This window comes from Methylobacterium sp. GXS13, from assembly GCF_001455965.1.
In the GTDB taxonomy this organism is placed as follows: Bacteria; Pseudomonadota; Alphaproteobacteria; order Rhizobiales; family Beijerinckiaceae; genus Methylobacterium.
Genome location: NZ_LKKO01000048.1, coordinates 25453 through 44708 on the forward strand (window position 1 = coordinate 25453; position 19256 = coordinate 44708).

14 protein-coding genes are annotated in these 19256 nt (G+C 70.9%); 4 read left to right on the forward strand and 10 right to left on the reverse strand.

What is annotated here, in order from left to right; translation table 11 throughout:
• Window positions 1–108: 108 nt before the first annotated feature.
• Window positions 109–1383 (forward strand): 23S rRNA (adenine(2503)-C(2))-methyltransferase RlmN, encoded by a 1275-nt coding sequence (rlmN, locus tag AO398_RS18205; RefSeq protein ID WP_058193529.1) that lies wholly within the window; start codon window positions 109–111, stop codon window positions 1381–1383.
• A gap of 130 nt (window positions 1384–1513) precedes the next feature.
• Here rlmN and AO398_RS18210 read toward each other — a convergent pair whose 3' ends face one another.
• The 4 genes from AO398_RS18210 to AO398_RS18225 all read right to left on the reverse strand — a co-directional run bounded on the left by AO398_RS18210 (window position 1514) and on the right by AO398_RS18225 (window position 9831).
• On the reverse strand, window positions 1514–2638 hold the full coding sequence (locus tag AO398_RS18210; RefSeq protein WP_058193530.1) for a mechanosensitive ion channel family protein: 1125 nt from the start codon (window positions 2636–2638) through the stop codon (window positions 1514–1516).
• Window positions 2639–2826: 188 nt separating this feature from the next.
• Window positions 2827–8124 carry an alpha-2-macroglobulin gene (locus AO398_RS18215; protein WP_058193531.1) on the reverse strand — a complete coding sequence of 1766 codons (5298 nt, stop codon included), beginning with the start codon at window positions 8122–8124 and terminating at the stop codon, window positions 2827–2829.
• A 527-nt stretch (window positions 8125–8651) separates the two neighbouring features.
• Complete coding sequence (locus AO398_RS18220) at window positions 8652–8951, reverse strand: antibiotic biosynthesis monooxygenase family protein (RefSeq protein ID WP_058193532.1); 300 nt, start codon at window positions 8949–8951, stop codon at window positions 8652–8654.
• A gap of 19 nt (window positions 8952–8970) precedes the next feature.
• Complete coding sequence (locus tag AO398_RS18225; protein WP_058193541.1) at window positions 8971–9831, reverse strand: Kdo hydroxylase family protein; 861 nt, start codon at window positions 9829–9831, stop codon at window positions 8971–8973.
• A gap of 210 nt (window positions 9832–10041) precedes the next feature.
• On the opposite strand from AO398_RS18225, the gene AO398_RS18230 reads away from it, so the two are divergent.
• Window positions 10042–10494 carry a hypothetical protein gene (locus AO398_RS18230; RefSeq protein ID WP_058193533.1) on the forward strand — a complete coding sequence of 151 codons (453 nt, stop codon included), beginning with the start codon at window positions 10042–10044 and terminating at the stop codon, window positions 10492–10494.
• A 150-nt stretch (window positions 10495–10644) separates the two neighbouring features.
• Here the strand turns inward: AO398_RS18230 and AO398_RS18235 are convergent, their stop codons facing one another.
• Both AO398_RS18235 and AO398_RS18240 read right to left on the reverse strand, forming a co-directional pair.
• A complete protein-coding gene (locus AO398_RS18235) occupies window positions 10645–11646 on the reverse strand; it encodes a GNAT family N-acyltransferase (RefSeq protein ID WP_058193534.1) in 1002 nt (333 codons plus the stop codon).
• 154 nt (window positions 11647–11800) lie between these two features.
• Window positions 11801–12283 carry an Hsp20 family protein gene (locus tag AO398_RS18240; protein ID WP_058193535.1) on the reverse strand — a complete coding sequence of 161 codons (483 nt, stop codon included), beginning with the start codon at window positions 12281–12283 and terminating at the stop codon, window positions 11801–11803.
• Between the two features lie 194 nt (window positions 12284–12477).
• Between AO398_RS18240 and AO398_RS18245 the strand changes: the two genes are divergently transcribed.
• Window positions 12478–13506, forward strand: a complete 1029-nt coding sequence (locus tag AO398_RS18245; RefSeq protein ID WP_082643331.1) for an alpha/beta hydrolase — start codon at window positions 12478–12480, stop codon at window positions 13504–13506.
• Between the two features lie 174 nt (window positions 13507–13680).
• Here the strand turns inward: AO398_RS18245 and AO398_RS18250 are convergent, their stop codons facing one another.
• The 4 genes from AO398_RS18250 to AO398_RS18265 all read right to left on the reverse strand — a co-directional run bounded on the left by AO398_RS18250 (window position 13681) and on the right by AO398_RS18265 (window position 17135).
• The gene (locus AO398_RS18250) at window positions 13681–14205 is read right to left on the reverse strand and encodes a histidine phosphatase family protein (RefSeq protein ID WP_058193536.1); all 525 of its coding nucleotides are present in this window, start codon (window positions 14203–14205) and stop codon (window positions 13681–13683) included.
• Between the two features lie 103 nt (window positions 14206–14308).
• Window positions 14309–15160 (reverse strand): MoxR family ATPase, encoded by an 852-nt coding sequence (locus tag AO398_RS18255; protein ID WP_058193537.1) that lies wholly within the window; start codon window positions 15158–15160, stop codon window positions 14309–14311.
• Between the two features lie 71 nt (window positions 15161–15231).
• Window positions 15232–15876 carry a hypothetical protein gene (locus AO398_RS18260; RefSeq protein ID WP_007568312.1) on the reverse strand — a complete coding sequence of 215 codons (645 nt, stop codon included), beginning with the start codon at window positions 15874–15876 and terminating at the stop codon, window positions 15232–15234.
• A complete protein-coding gene (locus tag AO398_RS18265; RefSeq protein WP_058193538.1) occupies window positions 15873–17135 on the reverse strand; it encodes a hypothetical protein in 1263 nt (420 codons plus the stop codon). The genes AO398_RS18260 and AO398_RS18265 overlap by 4 nt, the downstream gene beginning before the upstream one ends.
• Before the next feature lie 378 nt (window positions 17136–17513).
• Between AO398_RS18265 and AO398_RS18270 the strand changes: the two genes are divergently transcribed.
• On the forward strand, window positions 17514–19256 hold a 1743-nt coding region (locus tag AO398_RS18270; protein WP_058193539.1), incomplete at its 3' end, for a cation:proton antiporter.

The window sequence follows — 19256 nt, forward strand, 5'->3', positions numbered from 1 at the left end:
TCGATCTCCGTGTGACCGGCGGCGTCTGGGCCTTTGTCGTGACGCGCTCTCTTTCGCCGAACCGGCTTCCACTTCGGCGGAGAGCGCTCTGAGGATAGATCGATCATCATGGCGACGCCGTCGCTCGACAGCGCCCGCGCGGCCGAACCCGCGATCGAGAAGGCGCCCGATTTCCAGCCCGCGCTGCTCCCCGGGCGGCCCCCGTCCCTGGTCGGGCTCACCCGCGACGCGCTCAAGGCGCAGCTCATCGGCATGGGCGTGCCCGAGCGCGAGAGCCGCATGCGGGCCGGCCAGATCTGGCACTGGGTCAATTTCCGCGGGGCGACCGACTTCGCCGAGATGACCAATGTCGGCAAGGGGCTGAAGGCCGAGCTCGCGCGGCACTTCACCCTGGAGCGGCCGGAGGTCGCCAGCCGCCAGGTCTCCCGCGACGGCACCCGCAAGTGGCTGCTGCGCATGGCGCCGACCAACCCGCAGGAGCACAATCGCGGCGCCGAGATCGAGTGCGTCTACATCCCGGGGCCGGACCGAGGCACGCTCTGCGTGTCGAGCCAGGTCGGCTGCACCCTCACCTGCTCGTTCTGCCACACCGGCACGCAGCGCCTCGTGCGCAACCTGTCGTCCGCCGAGATCGTACAGCAGCTCGTCACCGCCCGCGATGAGCTCGGCGACTGGCCCGGTCAGATGCCGAGCCGCGACGCCTCCGGCGCCGGCGAGGCCGGGCGGCTCGTGACCAACATCGTCTTCATGGGCATGGGCGAGCCCCTGTACAATCTCGACGCGGTGATCGACGCGGTGGGCGTGATGTCGGACCAGGAGGGGCTCGGCCTCTCCCGGAGGCGGATCACGGTCTCCACCTCCGGGGTGGTGCCGCAGATCCCCCGGCTCGGCGAGGCGGCCAATGCCATGCTGGCGATCTCGCTCCACGCCGTGCGCGACGACCTGCGCAACGAGCTGGTGCCGCTCAACCGGAAATATCCGATCGCCCAGCTGCTCGAGGCCTGCCGAACCTATCCGGGCGTGAGCAACGCCCGCCGCATCACCTTCGAGTACGTGATGCTGAAGGGCGTCAACGATTCGGATGCGGATGCGCGCGAGCTGGTCCGCCTGCTCAAGGGCATTCCGGCCAAGATCAACCTGATCCCGTTCAATCCCTGGCCCGGCAGCCGCTACGAATGCTCGGACTGGGACCGAATCGAGCACTTCTCCGAGATCGTGTTCAACGCCGGCTACGCCTCGCCGGTGCGCACGCCCCGCGGCCGGGACATCCTGGCCGCCTGCGGCCAGCTCAAGAGTGAGACCGAGAAGCTGCGCGCCCGGGCCCGGCTGATGCAGGAAGAGGGCATCGGCGCAGAAGGATTCTACGCGGGCCTCGACGACTGAGGCGGTCACGGTTTCGAAAGGCCCGAGACCTTTCGTGGGTGCAGGGCAAAGCCCTGCCGCCGGGCTTGGCCCGGTGTCGGGCTCCGCCCTGACGACCCGCCAAAGGGCAGTGCCCTTTGGAATCCCGGGGTCACGCCGCGATCCGCTGCCCGTCCGCCCGACGCAGGGGCGCGTCCTCGGCACCGACCCATTCCGTGCGGTGCCGCGGCAGGGCTTCCGGATGCTCGGCCTGCAGCCAGGTGATCATCGCCTCGCGGATCACGCAGCGCAGGTCCCAGGCATGGGGCGCGTTGCGGGCGCTTACCAGCATCCGGATCTCGATGGTCGATTCCTTGGCGTCCGAGACTTGGAGGTTGACCACCTTGCCGTCCCAGAGCGGCGTGGCGGCGGCGATCTCGGAGAGTTTCTCGCGCATCCGCGCCACCGGGGCACGGTGGTCGACGTACAGGAACACGCTGCCGATCAGCGAGGCGCCATCGCGGGTCCAGTTCTGGAACGGCTTCTGGATGAAGTAGGTCAGCGGCAGCACCAGCCGGCGCCAATCCCACAGGCGCACCACCACATAGGTGGAGGTGATCTCCTCGACCCAGCCCCACTCGTTCTCGACGATGATCGCATCCTCGATCCGGATCGGCTGGGTGATGGCGATCTGGATGCCGGCCACGAGGTTCGACAGGACCGGCTGCATGGCCAGGCCCAGGATCACGCCGGCGGCGCCCGCCGAGGCCAGCAAGCTCACCCCGTACTGGCGCACCGGCTCGAAGGTCATCAGCGCCACCGAGACGGTGATGAGGCCGACCAGGGTCACGGCGGCCCGCTCAAGGATGCGCATCTGGGTGAAGTGCTTGCGTGCCAGCAGATTGTCCTCGGCGTCGAGCTTGAACCGGCGCAGGTAGATCACCGTGGCGATGTGGAGCGCGGTGGCGCAGCACCAGCCGGTCAGGGTCACGAAGGCGACCAGCAGGATCTGGTTGAGGGCGATCCGCACCTCCCAGGACAGGTGCACCGTGGTCGAGGCGAGGCTGATCGCCACCACGATCAGGCCGAGCCGGCTCGGACCGTGGGTGCGGGAGACGAGGGAGCGCCAGAACAGGCTCTTGCCCGCCACCGCCCGCTTCAGCGCCCGGTAGGCGACGCCGTGCAGCGGCATCACCACGGCACAGCAGGCGACGATCACGATCAGGCTTTCGGCCCACCACGGCAGATAGGCCAGCACGGAGGCGGCACGGCCTGCCAGGGCATCAAGGTCCGGCATCGGGCATAACCTCCACGGGTTCCGAACGGGACCTGGAGGAATGGGTCGCGCCGGTCAGGGTTCCGCATCGCACCATGCCGGCGCTGCAACGCAGCAGCCTGGTGAGGGCGCGGCCGCACGGTTGCGTTTCGGCGGCCCGCTCGGGCATTCGCGCGCCTGTCCGTGACGCGCGAACGCAATCCTGCGTGCTACCGCGCCACGCCGATCTCGACGCTCCCGGCGCCGGTCCGGCCGAACCGCGCCGGGCGGTACATGTCCTCCACCGAGGCGCCCGGATGCACGTAGGTGCCCGGTGAGACCGCCCGGACCGTGTAGGCCACGGTGAAGAACGCCGGCTGGCTCGGGTCGCGGTCGTAGGCGGCTACGAACCGGTCGTCGCGGAACTCGGTGTGGACCGGTTGCACATCGGATTTGGCGAAGGCGAGGCCCTGGAGGGCGTCGGCATCGAGCAGCTTCGGGTTGTCGATCTCCAGCCCCGCCGGCAGCGGATCGACCAGCAGGAGCCGGGCGGCCTGCGCCTTGTCCTCGGTGACCTTGAGCACCACCACGAGCCGGTCGTTCTGGTGCAGGCCCTGAGCCGGATCGATCAGGCTGCCGTCCAGCCGGTGGAACGTGCGCGCGATCGTGTAGCCCTGCGCGGCAGCGGGCTCAGGGATCAGCGGGCTGCCGGTCACCCCCAGCACCACCTGCACCGGAGCCCGGCCGATATTGGTGAGTTCGACGCTGCGGCCGTTCAGCGCCGCGCCCCGGTAGATCCGGGCGAGCGCCCCGGTCCGCACCGCACCGTCGAGGCTGAAGGACAGCGCGTCCGCCTCCTTGGACAGGCTCTCGGCGGCGAGCACCAGCCAGGCATTCTCCTGGGTGCTGGTCGCGCGGGTGTCCTGCCGCTCCTCGCCGATGAGGGCGGCCACCGGGGCCAGGGCGGCCTGGGTCAGCCCGCTCTCCGCCGCCAGAGCGATCAGTCCGGCCCCGTCGCGCAGGCGGGAGCCGTAATCGGCCCGGTAGAGGCCCGCATCCCGCCGGGACTTCAGCGCGGCGAGCGCCGAGTCCATCACCGTGACGGCGCGGCCCCGGTCGCCCAGCAGCGCCAGGGCGGCGGCGAGCTGCGCCCGGGCGAGCCCGGTGGCGAAGGCGTCGAGCTTGGTGTCGGCGAGGTAGCGTAGGTCGCCCATCACCGGCCGGCCGTTGCGGGCCAGGGCGTAGGCCGCGTAGGCGAGGTCGGCGCCGCCGTCCCGCACCTCCGTGGCGTTGGCGACACTGTTGCGCAGGCGGTCGAGGGCCTGGGCGAAGGCCCCCTGGGGCACCGCGAAGCCGCGCTCCCGGGCGCGGGTGAGGAAGTCGCTCACGTAGGCATCGAGCCAGAGGTCGCCCGAGCCCTGCGCCGACCACAGGCCGAAATCGCCGCTCGCATCCTGGCGGGCGAGCAGCCGCTCGATCGCCTCGCGCACCCGGTCGTCGACGCTGCCGTCGAGGGCGAGCTTGTCCAGGGCGGCCAGGCGGTTGACGTAGAGCAGCGGCATCGCCCGGCTGACGATCTGCTCCGAGCAGCCATAGGGATAGCGGTCGAGGGCCTGGAGCAGGGCGGGCACGTCGAGGCCGGGCAGCGCCGAGGCCGAGAGCGAGACGCTGCCGGTCCCGGGCAGCAGGTCGGCCAGCAGGTCCGCACTGACGGTCAGGCCGGTCCCGGGGGCGAGCGTTCGGACCGAGCGGCGCAGCAGAGCCCCGGTCCCCGGCAGCACGCCGAGCGAAAAACTCTGGCTCAGGGTGCCGTCGAGGCCCGGCCCCGACAGGGCGAGGTCGAGCCGCGCCGGGCCGGGGCCCGCGGCGGTGAGCGGGATCGCCTGGTGGACCCGGCCCCCGGCCTCCAGCCGGATCGTCTGCCGCAACGCGCTGGCGCCGATCAGGATCGGGCCGGAGGGGGCGATATCCACCGTGTAGTCGCCGGCCCGGCCCTCGACATTGTCGAGGGCCACGAACAGGCGTGAGCGGTCGCCGGTATCGAGGAAGCGCGGCAGGGTCGCGGCGAGCACAACAGGGTCGCGGATGATCACGTCCGCCTGCGCCTGGCCCACCCGGTCGCCGCTCCAGGCGGTGACCATCACACGGCCGGTGCCGTTGAAGGCCGGCAGCGGGAAGGTGACGCTGGCGGCGCCGTCCGGCCCCACGGTCACGACGCCCGAGAACAGGGCGAGCGGCGCCTGGGTCGGCGGCGCGTCGGCGAGCTCGCCGCCGCCCGCGTCGCCGCCGGAGCGGATCGCCCCGGCCGAGCCCTGCATGCCGTCGATCAGGTAGCCGTAGAGGTCGCGGAATTCCGGCCCCAGGGCCCTCTGGCCGAGGAAGTACTGGGTCGGGTTCGGCGCCTCGTAGCGGGTCAGGTTGAGGATGCCGACATCGACCAGCGCCACGGTGATCCGCGCCGCCTCGCCGGGCTTCAAACCGGTGAGCTGCACCGGGAGGGTCAGGTCCTGGCGCGGGCGGGCCCGCTCCGGCGCCTGGAGGGTGATGCCGAGGCTGCGCTGCGCGCGATCCACCGAGAACCAGGCGAGCCCCAGCGCCCGGCCCGGCAGGCGCTTGGCCGCCTGGTCGAGGGGCCGGTAGGCGGTGGCGACCAGATAGGCGCCCGCGCCCCACGCGGCCTTGACCGGCAGGCTCACGGTGGTGCCGCCCGCCGGCACGCTGACCTCCACGGTCTCGTGCACCCGGTCGCTGACGACCATGAGGCTGGCCTGGCCCTTGAACTTCGGGCTGAGCGTGGCCCGCAGCGTGTCGCCCGCTGCATAGGCGGCCTTGTCGAGGCTCAGGTCGAGCAGGTCGGGCGCATCCGCGGTCTCGGAGCCGCCCCAGCCGACCTCGAAGCCGAGGCTCGCGGTGGACTGCGGGGCGCCCGCCGTGGCGAGCTCCAGCCGGTAGCGGCCGACCTGGCCCACCGGCGCCTCGATCCGGCCCGGGGCCCCGGCCGTGAGGTCGAGGCTGCCGCTGGCGACCCGCCGGCTGGTCTTGACCGCCTCGAACGACCAGCGGCCGTCCGCGCGATACCATTGGTAGGTCCGCTCCACCCGCGACAGGGTCCAGGTCACCCCGGGCCGGGCCAGCAGCGTCCCGTCCGGGGCGGCGAAGACCGCGTCGAAGGCGGCGCGGTCGCCCTCCTTCAGCTCCGAGAACGTCTTGCGGAGGGCCAGCACCGGCCCGGCCGGCAGGATCGGCAGGGTCAGGCTGCGCGACAGCGCCCGGCCGCCGGGCTCGCCCACCGCGAGGGTGATCTTGGCCTCCAAAGGCCGGGGCGCGGCCACCTCCGGCAGGGGCACGGTGACGGTGGCGTGGCCTTGCGCGTCCGTGGTGGCGTGGGTCGCGAGCTCCTGCACGCTCGGCTCCACGGCCTCGTCGTCCAGGCCGGTCGTGTAGCCTGCCAGGCCCTTGATGCCGCTGCCGGAGGCCGCCTGCACGACGACGCTGCCCGACACGTCGAGCCCCGCACCCGGGGCGCCGTAGAGGTAGCGCGCGGCGACATCGACCTGCGCCGCCTCGCCCCGGCGCAGCGCGGCCTGGGCGGCCTTGAGGGTAACCTCCAGGCGCTCGGGGACGTAATCCTCCACCAGGAAGCTGGTCGTGCCGAGCGCCGGGGCCTTCGGGTCGGTATAGGCCGAGACCCGCCAGGTGCCGTGCATGGCCCCCGACAGCAGCGGCAGGGGCAGTGACCGGCCGCCGAGCCCCTGGTCCGGCACCGAGACCCGGCGATACTCGACCCCGTCCGGGCGCTTCACCACCAGGGTCAGGGGCAGGTCCGGCACCGCCGCGTTGCGGGGATCGCGCAGCAGGGCGGTGATCTGCACCGTCTCGCCCGAGCGGTAGACCCCGCGCTCGGTGAACAGGTAGGCGTCGAGCCCGCCGGTCTCGGGGCGGCCCTTCACGCCCCGGTCGGTCAGGTCGAAGGCGCCGAGGTTGAGGTCGAGGAAGCCGTAATCGTCCCCCGCCTGGGCGACCACCAGGCTCGGCGCGGTCCCGCCCTCCCCGTGGGCGAGGCCCGGATCGAAGGCGGCATGCCCCTGCGCGTCGGTCTTGGCGGTGCCCAGAACCTCGTTGTTGCGGGCGATCAGCCGGATCGCGGCCCCCGGCAGCACCTGCGCGGAGGCGAGGGAGCGCAGCACCACGTGGACCCCGTCCCGCCCCTTGGTGGCGGTGAGCCCGAGATCCGAGACCACGAACCACTGGGTCGCCTGGGTCTCGTAGCTGTCCTCGTCCGGCGCGGCCGTGCCGGAGGGGCGGGCCAGCATCACGTAGAGGCCGGGCTCCAGCTTGCCCAACGCCTGCAGGACCGGGAAGGCGGTCACGGCCTCCTGGTTCAGCTCGGCCTTGGCGGTGTCGAGGGTGCCCTTCCAGACGCGCACGCCCTTCTCGGCCGCGATCGACCGGGCGGTCGCGCCGCTGAGCTGGCCTAAAAAATCCTCCGTGCGCAGGGTCGGCAGCAGGCCGCGGTCGCCGATCCGCAGGACCTCCATGTCGAGCTTCGGGGTGTTCACCGAGATCACGGGCACGCCCGCCTGGCCGGTACGCGGCAGGACGTAATTGCGCCCGGTGAACCGGACCTGCGGGGCGCGGTCACGGACGTAGATCTCGTAATCGGCGGCTTTGAGCAGGCTCTCGCCCACCGTCGACGGCAGGCCCTGACGCAGGACCACCGCGTAGCGGCCGCCATGCTTCAGCCCGTCGATGCAGACCTGCGAGCCCTCCGCCGTCACGGCGGCGCTGCTGCTGCCCGAGACCGCCACGTAGGGGGCGTAGTCGGTCTTGGGCAGGACCGGCTCCGAGACGGTGAAGCACAGGCGCGGGGCGGCGGCGTCCGAATCGACCTTGTAGTCGAGCACCCGGAAACCGTGCTCGGTGCGCAGGGTCTCGTAGGTCTGGCGGGTCGCCGGGTCGTCCGCGACGGCGAGGCTGGCCGCGTAGGCGTTCAGGGCCGGGCGCCAGGCGGATTGCCCGGCCTCCAGGGCGCCGAGCTGCGCCAGGGATTCCGCCGCATCCGCGGGTGTTCGGGCACGCTCATAGGCGCGGTAGGCCGCCGTCGCGGCCCGGTCCCGCAGGGTGGCCCGGCCCTGATAGTCGTTCTCCTCGCGGGTCTCGACCGCCGCCGCGGCGGCTCGGGCATAGGCCTGCCAGGCGCGGATATTGGCCGGATCGGCCGCCACGGCCGTGGCGAGCGGGGCCAGTGCCGCGTCCGGCTTGTCGGCGGCGAGCAGCGCCTGCCCGGCGGCGAGGGACTGGCCGTCGGGCTTGAGCGGCCCCCCGGCCTCGGCCTTGAGCGCCGCCTCGAGCCGCACGGCGGCGCTGGCGAGATCGTCCCGGACGAACCGTTTCTCGAAGGCTGGGGCCTGAACCGCCGCCTGCCGCGGCGCGGCCCGGGGCTTCGGCGCCGTCTGGGCGAGGGCCGACCCGCAGGCCAGGCCCGCCAGAAGCGCTACAGCACCCGCAAGCCGGTTCCGCCACGCCATGCGCCTGCCCTCGTCGGCCCCGGATCCCGGACGATTCGCCCAGGGATGGGCCGGCCGGGAGCCTAGCACCTGCGGGTCCGGCCGCAACGGCTTGGGTGCGTGTTCGGAGGTGCTCCGCGGCGGCGTTCGGAGAGGCTACGGCCGACGCAGGAACGAGGCGCGAGGGCTTTTGCGGGGGCGCGATGTGCACCCGCTTCCGTACGGGCATGTGAATTCACACATCACGGTAAGTAGAAGACACGGGAGACACGACGGCTCTCCCTCCCCCCTCTGCGGGGGAGGGTGGCCCCCGAAGGGGGGCGGGAGAGGGGAGCGACGGGGCAGAAGAGGGCTTTGCCCGTCATGCCGGTCGCGCCCTTTCCGGAAGCCGGGTTCCCCTCTCCCGACCCTCGCTGACGCGAGGCCCACCCTCCCCCGCAGAGGGGGAGGGAGCCGCGCTTGGGGCTGGCCTCGGCCCACACGGGGAACGGCGCGATTGGTCGTGCCGCGCCATCACGACGGACGCGAACCGAAACCAAAAAACCGAATCAGAACGCCTTGAGCACCTGCTCGGTGTGCTCCACCGAGACCGGCCCGGCGAAGCAGTGCGAGACCAGGGCGCGGTAATCCTGCCAGGGCTGCGAGCCGGTGAAGTCCTTGGTGTGGGCTTCCAGCGTGTCCCAGTGAATCATCAGGCGGTAGCGCTGGGGATGCTCGATCGAGCGGCGCACCTCGAAGGCGCGGCAGCCCTTGGCGGCCTTGAAGATCGCCGAGGCCTCGGCGATGCCGGCCTCGAACGCCGTTTCTAGGCCGGGCTTGATCTCGATCTGTGCGATTTCGAGGATCATCGTGTCGGGCCCTTGTCGGTTATGGATGGAGGGGGCGGCCGAGCTTGGCCGCCAGGATGCGCTGTGGACTTAAAGAGGGGTCGGCCTGGGCGGCGACCGGCAGGTAGGCGGTCTGCTCCAGCATGTAGCGGCCGCCCATCGCCCCATGCATCACGAGGTCGGAGAAGGTGACCCAGGTGGCGCCGGGCCGGAATGCGACATCGGCCTGCGGAGCGCTCGCCTGATAGGTCTCGTCCTGCTTCAGGGCGTCGTGCAGGTGCAGCATCAGGTGGTCGTATTCGGAGCGCCTTGCCTTGGTGATCCGCAGGGCCGCGAGCACGTGCGCCGAGAGGGCTGAGTAGCGCGGGACCCGCGGCAGGAATTTCTCGGCCATCGAGCCGAAATCCTCGCCGACCCGCCAGCGCCGCGGCTCGCCCGACGGGTTGATGTTGCGGAACACCCGCAGGATCCGCTTCTCGCCGATCGGGTTCGACGGGAAGGCGTCGACATGCATGCGGGTGTCGTCGCGCCGCCAGCTGAGCTTGCGCTGGTCCACATCGTAGGGGCGGTAGGAGGTGCCGGCCAGGCTCACCCGGTCGGCATAGTCCGGCAGGTAGGTGCCGATCAGGTCCCGGGCGAAGGCGCGGTAACGGATCAGGAGCTGGCGCAGGGCTTCCTGCTCCTCCGGGGTGCCGGCGGCGCCGCGCAGTGCTGCGGCCTCGCCGCGAATGTTCACGTTCTTGGCCTTGCCGTCCGCGAAGGGCCGCTCGGTGAAGCGGCGCTCGAAGGCGCTGAACGGGAACGGCAGGTCCGGGAACAGCAGCACCGCCCCGGCTTCCAGCTCCCGGGCCAGGGAGCCGGCGGATTCGCCGGGGGCGACGGTGCGGATCGGGCTGATCATCGTGCGCGGGCCGGGCCTGCCTGGGCGGAGGGGCGCAATCCTGTAGCCGAGCCGCTGCCGGGAGGCCAGGGGCCGCATTTCCGGTGGATGACATCGTCCGTCCACCGGCACCGCCTGCGACACCGGCCCGGAGCGCTTGCGCAACTGCGGCGTTCCCGGCACGTTCTTCCACAGAGTACCGGCCAACGAGCCCGGCGGAGGATGGCGCCGATGGCGACCCTGAAGGAATTCGAGGAAGCCCTGCGCGAGCACGGCATGAACATGGCGCTGGCGCTGCTGGAGCGCTTGCGCGAGCGCGACCGCGCCACCCGCACGGTCAAGCCGGCCCGCCGGCTGACCGGCCAGAAGATGACCCCCGAGCTCGCCCGGGCGATCCTGGACCTGCACGCCTCCACGGGCATGACCCAGCAGGAGATCGCCTTCAAGGTCGGGGTCAACCAGGGCCGGGTCAACGAGGTGATCAAGCGCGGCAAGTGGCTGTCGGACGATCCCCAGGCCCCCGAGGCGGTGGCCCGGGACAAGGCCCTCGCCCGCATGCGCGGCGATCCCAAACCGAAGAAGCCGCCCCTGGCCGCGTCCCGTTCGAAGGAGCGCAAGGCTGCCCCTGCCAAGGCTCCCGCCAAGGCACGCAACCAGGGCCAGCTGGCGTTGGGGGATCTGTAGGAAAGAATGAGATTCCAAAGGGCTTGCAGCCCTTTGGCGGGGTTCGGGGCGCGCAGCCCCGAATTCACAGGTCTCTCAAGCGCTTTCGCAGGGCTCTGCCCTGCACCCGCAAAAGGTCACGGACCTTTTGAATCCGGGATTTTTACGGGCTCAGTTCCCCGGCGCGAAATGCCCCCGGTAGCGCGCGCCGATCGCCTCGACTGGGAGCGCCACGAACACGTCGGTGGTGCCGAACTGGCGGTCGATCACCGCGCCCTCCCCGAAGGTGGCGCCGAGCCGCAAATAGCCCTTGATCAGCGGCGGCAGCGCCCGCATCGCGGCCTTGGGGTCGATCGCCTCAAGCGGCAGCCGGTCCATGGAGACCGCGCGCTCCGGCAGGGCCCGGGCCCGCCATTCCTCCGGGGCGCGGGCATGGTGGTGCAGGAACGACAGCGGCAGGGCCAACCGATCCGGATCCGTGCCCCCCAGGCTGGCGCAGCCGATCAGCGCGTCGATCCGGTGGTGCAGCACGTAGGCGTAGATCCCCTGCCACAGCAGCTCGACCGTGCGCTTGCTCCGGTAGGGCTTCAGCACGCAGGAGCGGCCGAGCTCGAGCAGCCGCCGGTGCTTCTGCGCCGCCAGGATCGGCTCCAGGTCGTACTCGCCCTCGGAATAGAAGCCGGCATGGCGCTCGGCCACCTCGCCCCGGAGCAGCCGGTAGGTGCCGACCACCTTGGGGCGGTGCTCGACGAACGGCTTCTTCCGCCGCGGCGCGGCATGGTCGAGGACGAGGAGATGGTCGCAGAGCGCGTCGTAGGCGTCGGCATCGCGTCGCGATAATGCGGCGAGACCTGTGGGGATCGCCGCCATCTCTTCGTAGAAAACCTTGAAGCGCAGGCGCTGCGCGCGCCGGATTTCGGATTTCTTCGCCGCGAGACGCACCTCGAGATTGCCGATCCGGCCGAGGCTGCGCCCCTCGAACGGCTCCGGCAGGCGGATCGCCTGCTCGGCCGACAGGATGTCGGTGATGCCCGCCGGCTCGGACTGAATGAGCGCGTGCCGGCGGCGCAGCTTCGCGATCGGCGCGCCGACGCCCCATTGGACGCCTTGCACGCCCTTGTGCCAGCCGGCTCCGAGCGCGCTGTAGGCTCCGCGGGCGAGATTGGCGACCATGGTCGGGTTCACTCCGGGCGCACGACCGTGCACCGTCCGGACCAACTAAAGAGCATGAAGCCCACACGTCATTATGACAGTCGCGACACGAAAACGCCCCGGCCTGGGCCGGGGCGTTCCATCACGCTAGCAGGTTTTCAGGCAGGAGGCCGGATCAAGCCGCCTGCTGGACCGCGTCTTTCCGCACGTCACCCTCGATCACCGGCGCGGACGGGGTGCCGGCCGTGGCGATCTGGATGCGACGCGGCTTCTTCGCCTCCGGCACCTCGCGGACGAGGTCGATGTGGAGGAGGCCGTTCTCCAGGGCCGCACCGGTCACCTGGACGTGGTCGGCGAGCTGGAACCGGCGCTCGAAGGCGCGGGCCGCGATGCCCTGATGCAGGAACTCCGCCTTGGCCTCGGCCTTGCGCTCGCCCTTGAGGGTAAGCGCATTCTCCCGGACCTCGATCGACAGGTCGGACTCGGTGAAGCCCGCGACCGCGACGGTGATGCGGTAGGCGTTCTCGCCGGTCCGCTCGATATTGTAGGGCGGGTAGGTCGGCGCCGCCTCGGCGGTGGCGAACTGGTCGAGAGCGGAGAACAGACGATCGAAACCGACGGTGGAACGATACAGGGGGGCGAGATCGAACTGACGCATGACATATCCTCGTACGAGCAACATGCAGGATTGGTCCGCCCAATGGGCCGGACCCGTCTTTCGTGCCGCCTGACGGCCGGCACAGACGGAATATCGGGGGTGGAAAAACCGCCTTCAAGACCCGCGGCAAGGGCCGAATCCGAGATTTTTTCGGCTACGGTCACGCCGGCGCGCGGACGCAGTGAGGTGGGCCCGTGAGGCGGTTCGACGGCGATATCGGGCGGGATCCGCTCCTGACCCTGCGTGGCACGCCCGACAATCCGGTGCCGCCCGGCGGCACGCTGATCGCGGTCGGAACCCGCGACGACTGCACCCTGCGGGCGGCCTATTGGCAGACCACGGCGCGGACCTGCCGGGGTACGGTCTGCCTGCTCCAGGGGCGGGCCGAGTTCATCGAGAAGTACTACGAGACCATCCAGGACCTCCGGACGCGCGGCTTCGCCGTGGTGGCGTTCGACTGGCGCGGCCAGGGCGAGTCGGACCGGCGCGTGGACGATCCGCACAAGGGCCACGTCGCGCGCTTCGATGATTACCGCCTCGACCTGCGGGCCGTGGCGGAGACGGTGCTGGTGCCGCTGATGCCCGAGCCGCATATCGGCCTGGCACACTCGATGGGTGGCTGCGTCGCCCTGATCGGCGCCCTCGATGGCTGGCTGCCGTTCCGGCGCCTGGTGACGGTGGCGCCGATGCTGTCGATCCGGATGGTGCGCTGGCCCGCCGGGGCGGCGTTCCTGTCGCAGGCGCTACACCGGATCGGATTGGGCGACCGCTATATTCCGATGGGCAAGCCGGTCTCGATCGCCACCAAGCCCTATGACGGCAACCGCCTGTCGCGCGATCCGGTGCGTTACGCCCGCAACGCGGCCGCGGCCCGGCAGGTCGGCGTGGGGGCGGTCGGAGACCCGACCATCGCGTGGCTCGCCGAGGCGTTCCGGGCGATGGCGCGCCTGTGCGACCCACGCGTCGCCCCGCGCATCACCCTGCCGACCCTGATCGTCGCGGCCGGCGCCGACCCGGTCTGCGGCACCCTGGACACCGAGCGGTTCGCAGCCCGGATGAAGGCCGGGCACATCCTGGTGCTGCCGGATTCCCGGCACGAGATCCTGAGCGAGCGCGATGCCATCCGGCAGGATTTCTGGGCCGCCTTCGACGCCTTCGTGCCGGGCACCCCCCTGCCCTCGCACAATGAGGTGGAGGCGCACCAAGCCGTGCCGGTGGCCTGACCTGTCGCCGCGCCCTCGTTATAATGGGCTCCCAAAGGGCTCAGCCCTTTGGCGGGGTATCGGGGCAGGGCCCCGATGTATCGGGCGAAGCCAGAAAGAAGGGCTCCGCCCTTCACCCGCAAAAGGCCGACGGCCTTTTGAAACCGAGACTGTTGCGGCGCGTCGTTCGAGGGTTCAGCCACCCAGCTCGGGATCGATATCCCGCGGGCGCACGTACCGCTCCAGCCGTCCCTGCCCTGGGCTGACCGCCGACCAGGTCGCGGCGTCGAAATCGATCACCGCGTAGGCGGCGGTCGGAAACTCCGTGGCGAGGCGCGCCCGCTCCTTGCGCGGCCCCTCCCCGGCCAGGGCCGCCGCCAAGTCGCCCAGCCCCGGATTGTGGCCGATCACGATCACGGTTTCCACGGCGTCCGGCGCGCCCCGGATCACGTCGAGGACCCGCGTCGACGGCGCTTCGTAGATCTCGCGGTGATACTGCGCCTCGGGGGCGCCGAGGGCGGCGGAGATCGCCTCCCAGGTCTCGCGGGTCCGGGTGGCCGTGGAGACGAGGGCCAGTTCGGGCCGGAGGCCGGCCTCGGCGAGGTGGGCGCCCACGGCCGGGGCGGCCCGGCGGCCGCGGTCGTTGAGCGGCCGTTCGTGGTCGCCGACGCCCGCCGGACGGTCCGACTTGGCGTGCCGCAACAGGATCAGCCTGCGCATGGAGCGTGCCCTTCTCGGCGGGAATGATCGACGGGCGCCCGACCTTCGCCGCGGCTTCGGTTAGCCCAAAGCGCGGCGCGCGGGAACCGCGGCGGGCCGGGTCTCAGCCGCCCCGCTGCTCCCGGCGCATCATGAAGGCGAGCTTCTCGAACAGGCTGACATCCTGCTCGTTCTTCAGGAGCGCGCCGTGCAGCGGCGGGATCAGCTTGCGGCCGTCGCGCTCGCGCAGGGTCTCGGGGGAAATATCCTCGGAGACGAGGAGCTTGAGCCAGTCCAGCAGCTCGGAGGTCGAGGGCTTCTTCTTGAGGCCCGGCACCTCGCGGGTCTCGAGAAAGACCCTCAGGGCCTCCTCGACCAGGCGGTGCTTGATGCCCGGATAATGGACGTCGACGATGCGCATCAGCGTCTCGGCGTCCGGGAACTTGATGTAGTGGAAGAAGCAGCGGCGCAGGAACGCGTCCGGCAACTCCTTCTCGTTGTTCGAGGTGATGATCATGATCGGCCGGCGCGCGGCCCTCACGGTCTCGCCGGTCTCGTAGACGTGGAACTCCATCCGATCGAGCTCGGTGAGGAGGTCGTTGGGGAACTCGATATCGGCCTTGTCGATCTCGTCGATCAGCAGCACCGGGCGCTCGGGGGCGGTGAACGCCTCCCAGAGCTTGCCCCGCCGGATGTAGTTGCCGATATCCGAGACCCGCGGGTCGCCGAGTTGCGAGTCGCGCAGCCGCGAGACCGCATCGTATTCGTAGAGGCCCTGTTGGGCCTTGGTGGTCGACTTGATGTTCCAGACGATGAGCGGCGCGCCCAACCCCTTGGCGATCTCCTCGGCCAGCACGGTCTTGCCGGTGCCGGGCTCGCCCTTGACAAAGAGCGGGCGCTCCAGGACCACGGCGGCGTTGACCGCGGCGGTCAGGTCGGGGGTCGCGACGTAGGACTCGGTTCCAGAAAATCGCATCGCGCTCTCGGAGAAGCTGGCCTGAATGCCACCGGTAGCGCGTGCCGGAGCCGCCCCGCAAGCGAGACCGGCTAACCCTTCTCGTGCCAGACGCAGTTCCGGGCCAGGATCTCCAGGTTCACGTCGGATTTCTGCGGCTGCGGCAGGGTCTTGGTGTCCATGGCGAGGTCGATCTTGATCTCGACCTGCCCCTTCGACTCGTTGGAGCGGCGCGAAAAGTAGCAATACTGCTGGTAGGGCTGGTCGGCGTTGTCCTTGAAGTTCCAGCCGGTGACGATCTGGCCGTCGAGATAGGGCACCTGCTTGAACACCGTGAAGGTGGTGTTCACCGCCGCTTTCGAAGCTGGCGCTGCGTCGCTGCCGAGCTGCGCCTTGGTCGGTGTCGGCGTGCCGCCGCCAAGCTTGGGCAGGCCCTCGAGCTTGAGGGTGTTGTCGGTCAGCGTGACCTCGCCCTTGGTCTTCAGGGTCACGTCGGAGAGCGCGGCCTGCATGGCGGCGGCGATCTTCTCGGCGGCCGTGTCGAACTGGTTGAGGGTCGCCCAGCCATAGGCCGCCGCCCCAACGCCGATGCCGGCCAGGCACGCGAAGGCGCCGAAGCCCAGCGCCCGGAACAGGAAGGCTCGGGCCGCGACGTAGCTCGAATCCGCCCGCAGGCGCGAATTCACCTGCTGGGCGAGGGCGACGTTCTCAGGGGTTCCACCGGCGACGTAGTTCATGCGCCGGCTCCCGCGGCAGGTAGGGTCTGCTGGCCCGGATGGCTCTGGCCGGGCAGGCTCTGCTGGCCCTGGGCCGGCCGGTTCATCGGGATCACCGCGCCCGTGGCGTTGGCCGCCCGGGGCAGGATCGGCTCGGGGTTCGAGCGCAGCGCGTCGGCGATCGCGTCCAGCATGAAAGGCGCGGCCTCCGGGTTCACTGCGGCGCCGAGATCGTCCTCATCCATGAAGGTCCGGCGGGTCGAGACCGCACAGAGCGCCAGGATGGTCGACGCGAAGGCGGCGCACAGGGCCGGCAGGAACACGAAGATCCGCAGGAAGGCGTGGACCTGTTGCTCGGTCACGTCGATCGGGTCGACGCCGTAGACCATCGCGGTGAAGGAGTGCAGCTGCGAGCGGTTGACCGCGTTCCGGTAGCCCTGCTCGGCATCGGCCACGCGCCGGTCGGCGGCGCCGGGATCGAGCGCGGCGCGCGCCTTGCGGGCCTCCTCGAGACTCTTCACCAGCACTGCACGGTCGGCCGACGCCTTCGTGACGCCCGCGGACAGGGCGGCCACGCGCGGATCGGCCACGCATTTCAGGTTCTGATACTTGCGGCCCTTGCTGTTCGTGCCGAACACCCGCTCACAGCGCTGGGCCGGCAGGGCGGCGAGCTGCTGGGCGTTGTCGGTGGACCGCTTCTCGATCTGGTCGAGCTCGGCCGTGTACTGCGCCACGCGCTCGTCCGCGGCCTTGATGCGGTCGCCGATCGTGGCGCGGTCGGCCTGGGCATCCTTCAGGGCGGTCTTGGTCTTGGCCGCTTCCATCAGGCGGGGATGGAACATCATCTCGCCGAGCTGCGACACCGACTTGGTGGTCACCCCGGCCGCGAAGATGATGCCGAGCACCGCCAGGCCGCGGACGAAATGCGAGCGCTGGGTGCGGGCGAGGATGCCGAGCGGCACCCGGCACAGCTCGACGGCGGCGTAGACCAGAGGCGCCAACAGCATGAAATAGAAGGCGTGCCAGTCGCCATCGCTGTAGACGCCGGCGAACAGCCAGGCGCCCCAGAGCGAGGCGCCGATCACCATGAACTCGACCAGGTAGGCGATCGCGACGTAGCCCCACTTGATGCGGTAGCCGCGGTCGACGTGACGCTGGTGCTGCCACCGATCCGATTCGAGCTTCCATTGGCGGCGCTCGCGGGCGAGGTCGCGACTCGGTGGCGCCGCGGGACCGGAGAATATCGACTTGATGGAGATCATCGGCCTCGTCACATCCATCGGGTCCTGTCGCGGGCGCGCGCGTCCCTGCCCTTCCGCATCATCTTTTTTCCGAAAGCTGGAAACCACCTTTCGGGACGATGCTCAAATGCAAGCGCGGCCCTGGCCGAACGTAACCCCCGGTTAACGCCAGCGTGTATGCGGGCATTGTGCCGAATTTGGGCCGCCCCGCACCCATTCCCCGGTGGATCACCGGCAAGCGCCGCCCGGGTGGCTGAAATGTCTCACCCGCCTCGTGTATCCGGCTTGTGTCAGAGCGCACCTCGCCACCCTTGCATCAGCCGAAACCGGTTGCCCAGGGCCGGACGCCGACCCATGATCGCGCGACCGTGATCGGATTCCGCCCCGGTCGGAAACACGAGGTTCGATCCGCCGCCGATGCCAGAGGTCCACGCCGGTTCATACAAGGAAGCGATCCTGTTCCTCGTCACCGCGGGTATTGTGGTGCCGTTGTTCCACCGCCTGCGGATTTCCCCGGTGCTGGGCTTCATCGGCGCGGGCGCCCTCCTCGGACCCTTCGGCCTCGGGCGGCTCGCCGATACCCATCCCTACGTCCACCTCTTCACCATCGGCAACCGCACCGAGATCTCGCATCTGGCCGAGTTCGGGGTGATCTTCCTGATGTTCATGATCGGGGTCGAGCTGTCGTGGGAGCGACTGCGGACCCTGCGTCGGCTCGTCTTCGGCCTCGGCTCGCTGCAGGTCGGCTGCTCGGCGCTGATCCTCGGGGCGATCCTCTACGGGCTGCAGGTGCCGCTCGCCGGCGCGGCGATCGTCGGCATCGGCCTTGCCCTGTCGTCGACCGCGGTGGTGCTGCCGGTCCTGGCCGAACAGAAGCGGCTGAACGCGCCCTCCGGCCGCGCGAGCTTCGCCGTCCTGCTGTTCCAGGATCTCGCGGTCGCCCCGGTCCTGTTCGCCATCGCGGTGCTGGGCCGCAGCGACGAGGGCGACAAGGGCTGGGCGCTGGCCATGGCGCTGGGCCAGGCCGCCATCGCGCTGGTTCTGATCGTGGTCGCCGGACGCCTCGCCCTGCGCCCGCTGTTTCAGCTCGTGGCGCGGACGCGCTCCACCGAGCTGTTCATGGCGGCCTGCCTGCTGGTCATCGTCGGGACCGCGCTGACGGCGGCGGCGAGCGGATTGTCGATGACGCTAGGCGCCTTCGTGGCCGGGCTGCTGCTGGCCGAGACCGAGTACCGCCGGGCGATCGAGGCGACGATCGACCCGTTCAAGGGCCTGCTGCTCGGGGTGTTCTTCGTCTCGGTCGGCATGAACCTCGACCCGGCCCAGCTCATGGCGGCGCCCGGGGCGATCATCGGCCTGTCGCTGGCCCTCGTCCTGATCAAGGCCGCCGTGGTGATGATGGCGGCGCCCGCCCTCAAGATCTCCCGGCCCGTAGCCCTGGAGGCGGCCCTGCTGCTCGGGCCGGGCGGGGAATTCGCGTTCGTGCTGATCGGGGGCGCGGTCGCCACCGGGCTGGTGCCGGAGGATGTCGGCGCGGCCGCGCTGATCGTGACCACGGTCACGATGATCATGATTCCGGCGCTCGCGGCCTTGGGCCGCCGGCTGAGCCGTCGCGCGACGAGCGCCGGCCTCGCCGCCATGAAGTCGGAGCCGCTGCCGGACAAGATCGAGAACCGGGTGATCATCGCCGGCTTCGGCCGCGTGGGACGCCAGGTCGGCGAGATGCTGGACCGGCACGGGATCCCCTACCTCGCCCTCGACTCCGACGCGGCCCGGGTGGCCGAGCAGCGCCGGGCCGGGGCACCGGTCTATTTCGGGGATTCCGGCAACACCGAGATCCTGCGCCGCTGCGACATCGCCACGGCCCGCGCCCTGGTGGTCACCCTCGACAATCCGCGGGCGGTCGAGCAGGCGGTGGCGGCGGCCCGGGCCGAGCGGCCGGACCTGACGATCGTCGCCCGCGCCCGCGACGCCCGCCACGCCTCGGCCCTGTACGAACTCGGCGTCGACGACGCGGTGCCGGAGACGATCGAGGCCTCCCTGCAATTGTCGGAGGCGGGGCCGGGCGCTGGCGGCGCGCCGATTGGCCCCGCCAGCGCGGCGCTCCACGCGCGGCGCGGCGAGTGCCGCGCGGCGCGGGAGGAGCGCGGGGCAGAGGCG

Excerpts from the sequence above, each read along its gene's own strand:
- rlmN (WP_058193529.1), top strand. The coding sequence starts at position 109 with ATGGCGACGCCGTCGCTCGACAGCGCCCGCGCGGCCGAACCCGCGATC.
- AO398_RS18210 (WP_058193530.1), bottom strand. The coding sequence starts at position 2,638 with ATGCCGGACCTTGATGCCCTGGCAGGCCGTGCCGCCTCCGTGCTGGCC.
- AO398_RS18215 (WP_058193531.1), bottom strand. The coding sequence starts at position 8,124 with ATGGCGTGGCGGAACCGGCTTGCGGGTGCTGTAGCGCTTCTGGCGGGC.
- AO398_RS18220 (WP_058193532.1), bottom strand. The coding sequence starts at position 8,951 with ATGATCCTCGAAATCGCACAGATCGAGATCAAGCCCGGCCTAGAAACG.
- AO398_RS18225 (WP_058193541.1), bottom strand. The coding sequence starts at position 9,831 with ATGATCAGCCCGATCCGCACCGTCGCCCCCGGCGAATCCGCCGGCTCC.
- AO398_RS18230 (WP_058193533.1), top strand. The coding sequence starts at position 10,042 with ATGGCGACCCTGAAGGAATTCGAGGAAGCCCTGCGCGAGCACGGCATG.
- AO398_RS18235 (WP_058193534.1), bottom strand. The coding sequence starts at position 11,646 with ATGGTCGCCAATCTCGCCCGCGGAGCCTACAGCGCGCTCGGAGCCGGC.
- AO398_RS18240 (WP_058193535.1), bottom strand. The coding sequence starts at position 12,283 with ATGCGTCAGTTCGATCTCGCCCCCCTGTATCGTTCCACCGTCGGTTTC.
- AO398_RS18250 (WP_058193536.1), bottom strand. The coding sequence starts at position 14,205 with ATGCGCAGGCTGATCCTGTTGCGGCACGCCAAGTCGGACCGTCCGGCG.
- AO398_RS18255 (WP_058193537.1), bottom strand. The coding sequence starts at position 15,160 with ATGCGATTTTCTGGAACCGAGTCCTACGTCGCGACCCCCGACCTGACC.
- AO398_RS18260 (WP_007568312.1), bottom strand. The coding sequence starts at position 15,876 with ATGAACTACGTCGCCGGTGGAACCCCTGAGAACGTCGCCCTCGCCCAG.
- AO398_RS18265 (WP_058193538.1), bottom strand. The coding sequence starts at position 17,135 with ATGGATGTGACGAGGCCGATGATCTCCATCAAGTCGATATTCTCCGGT.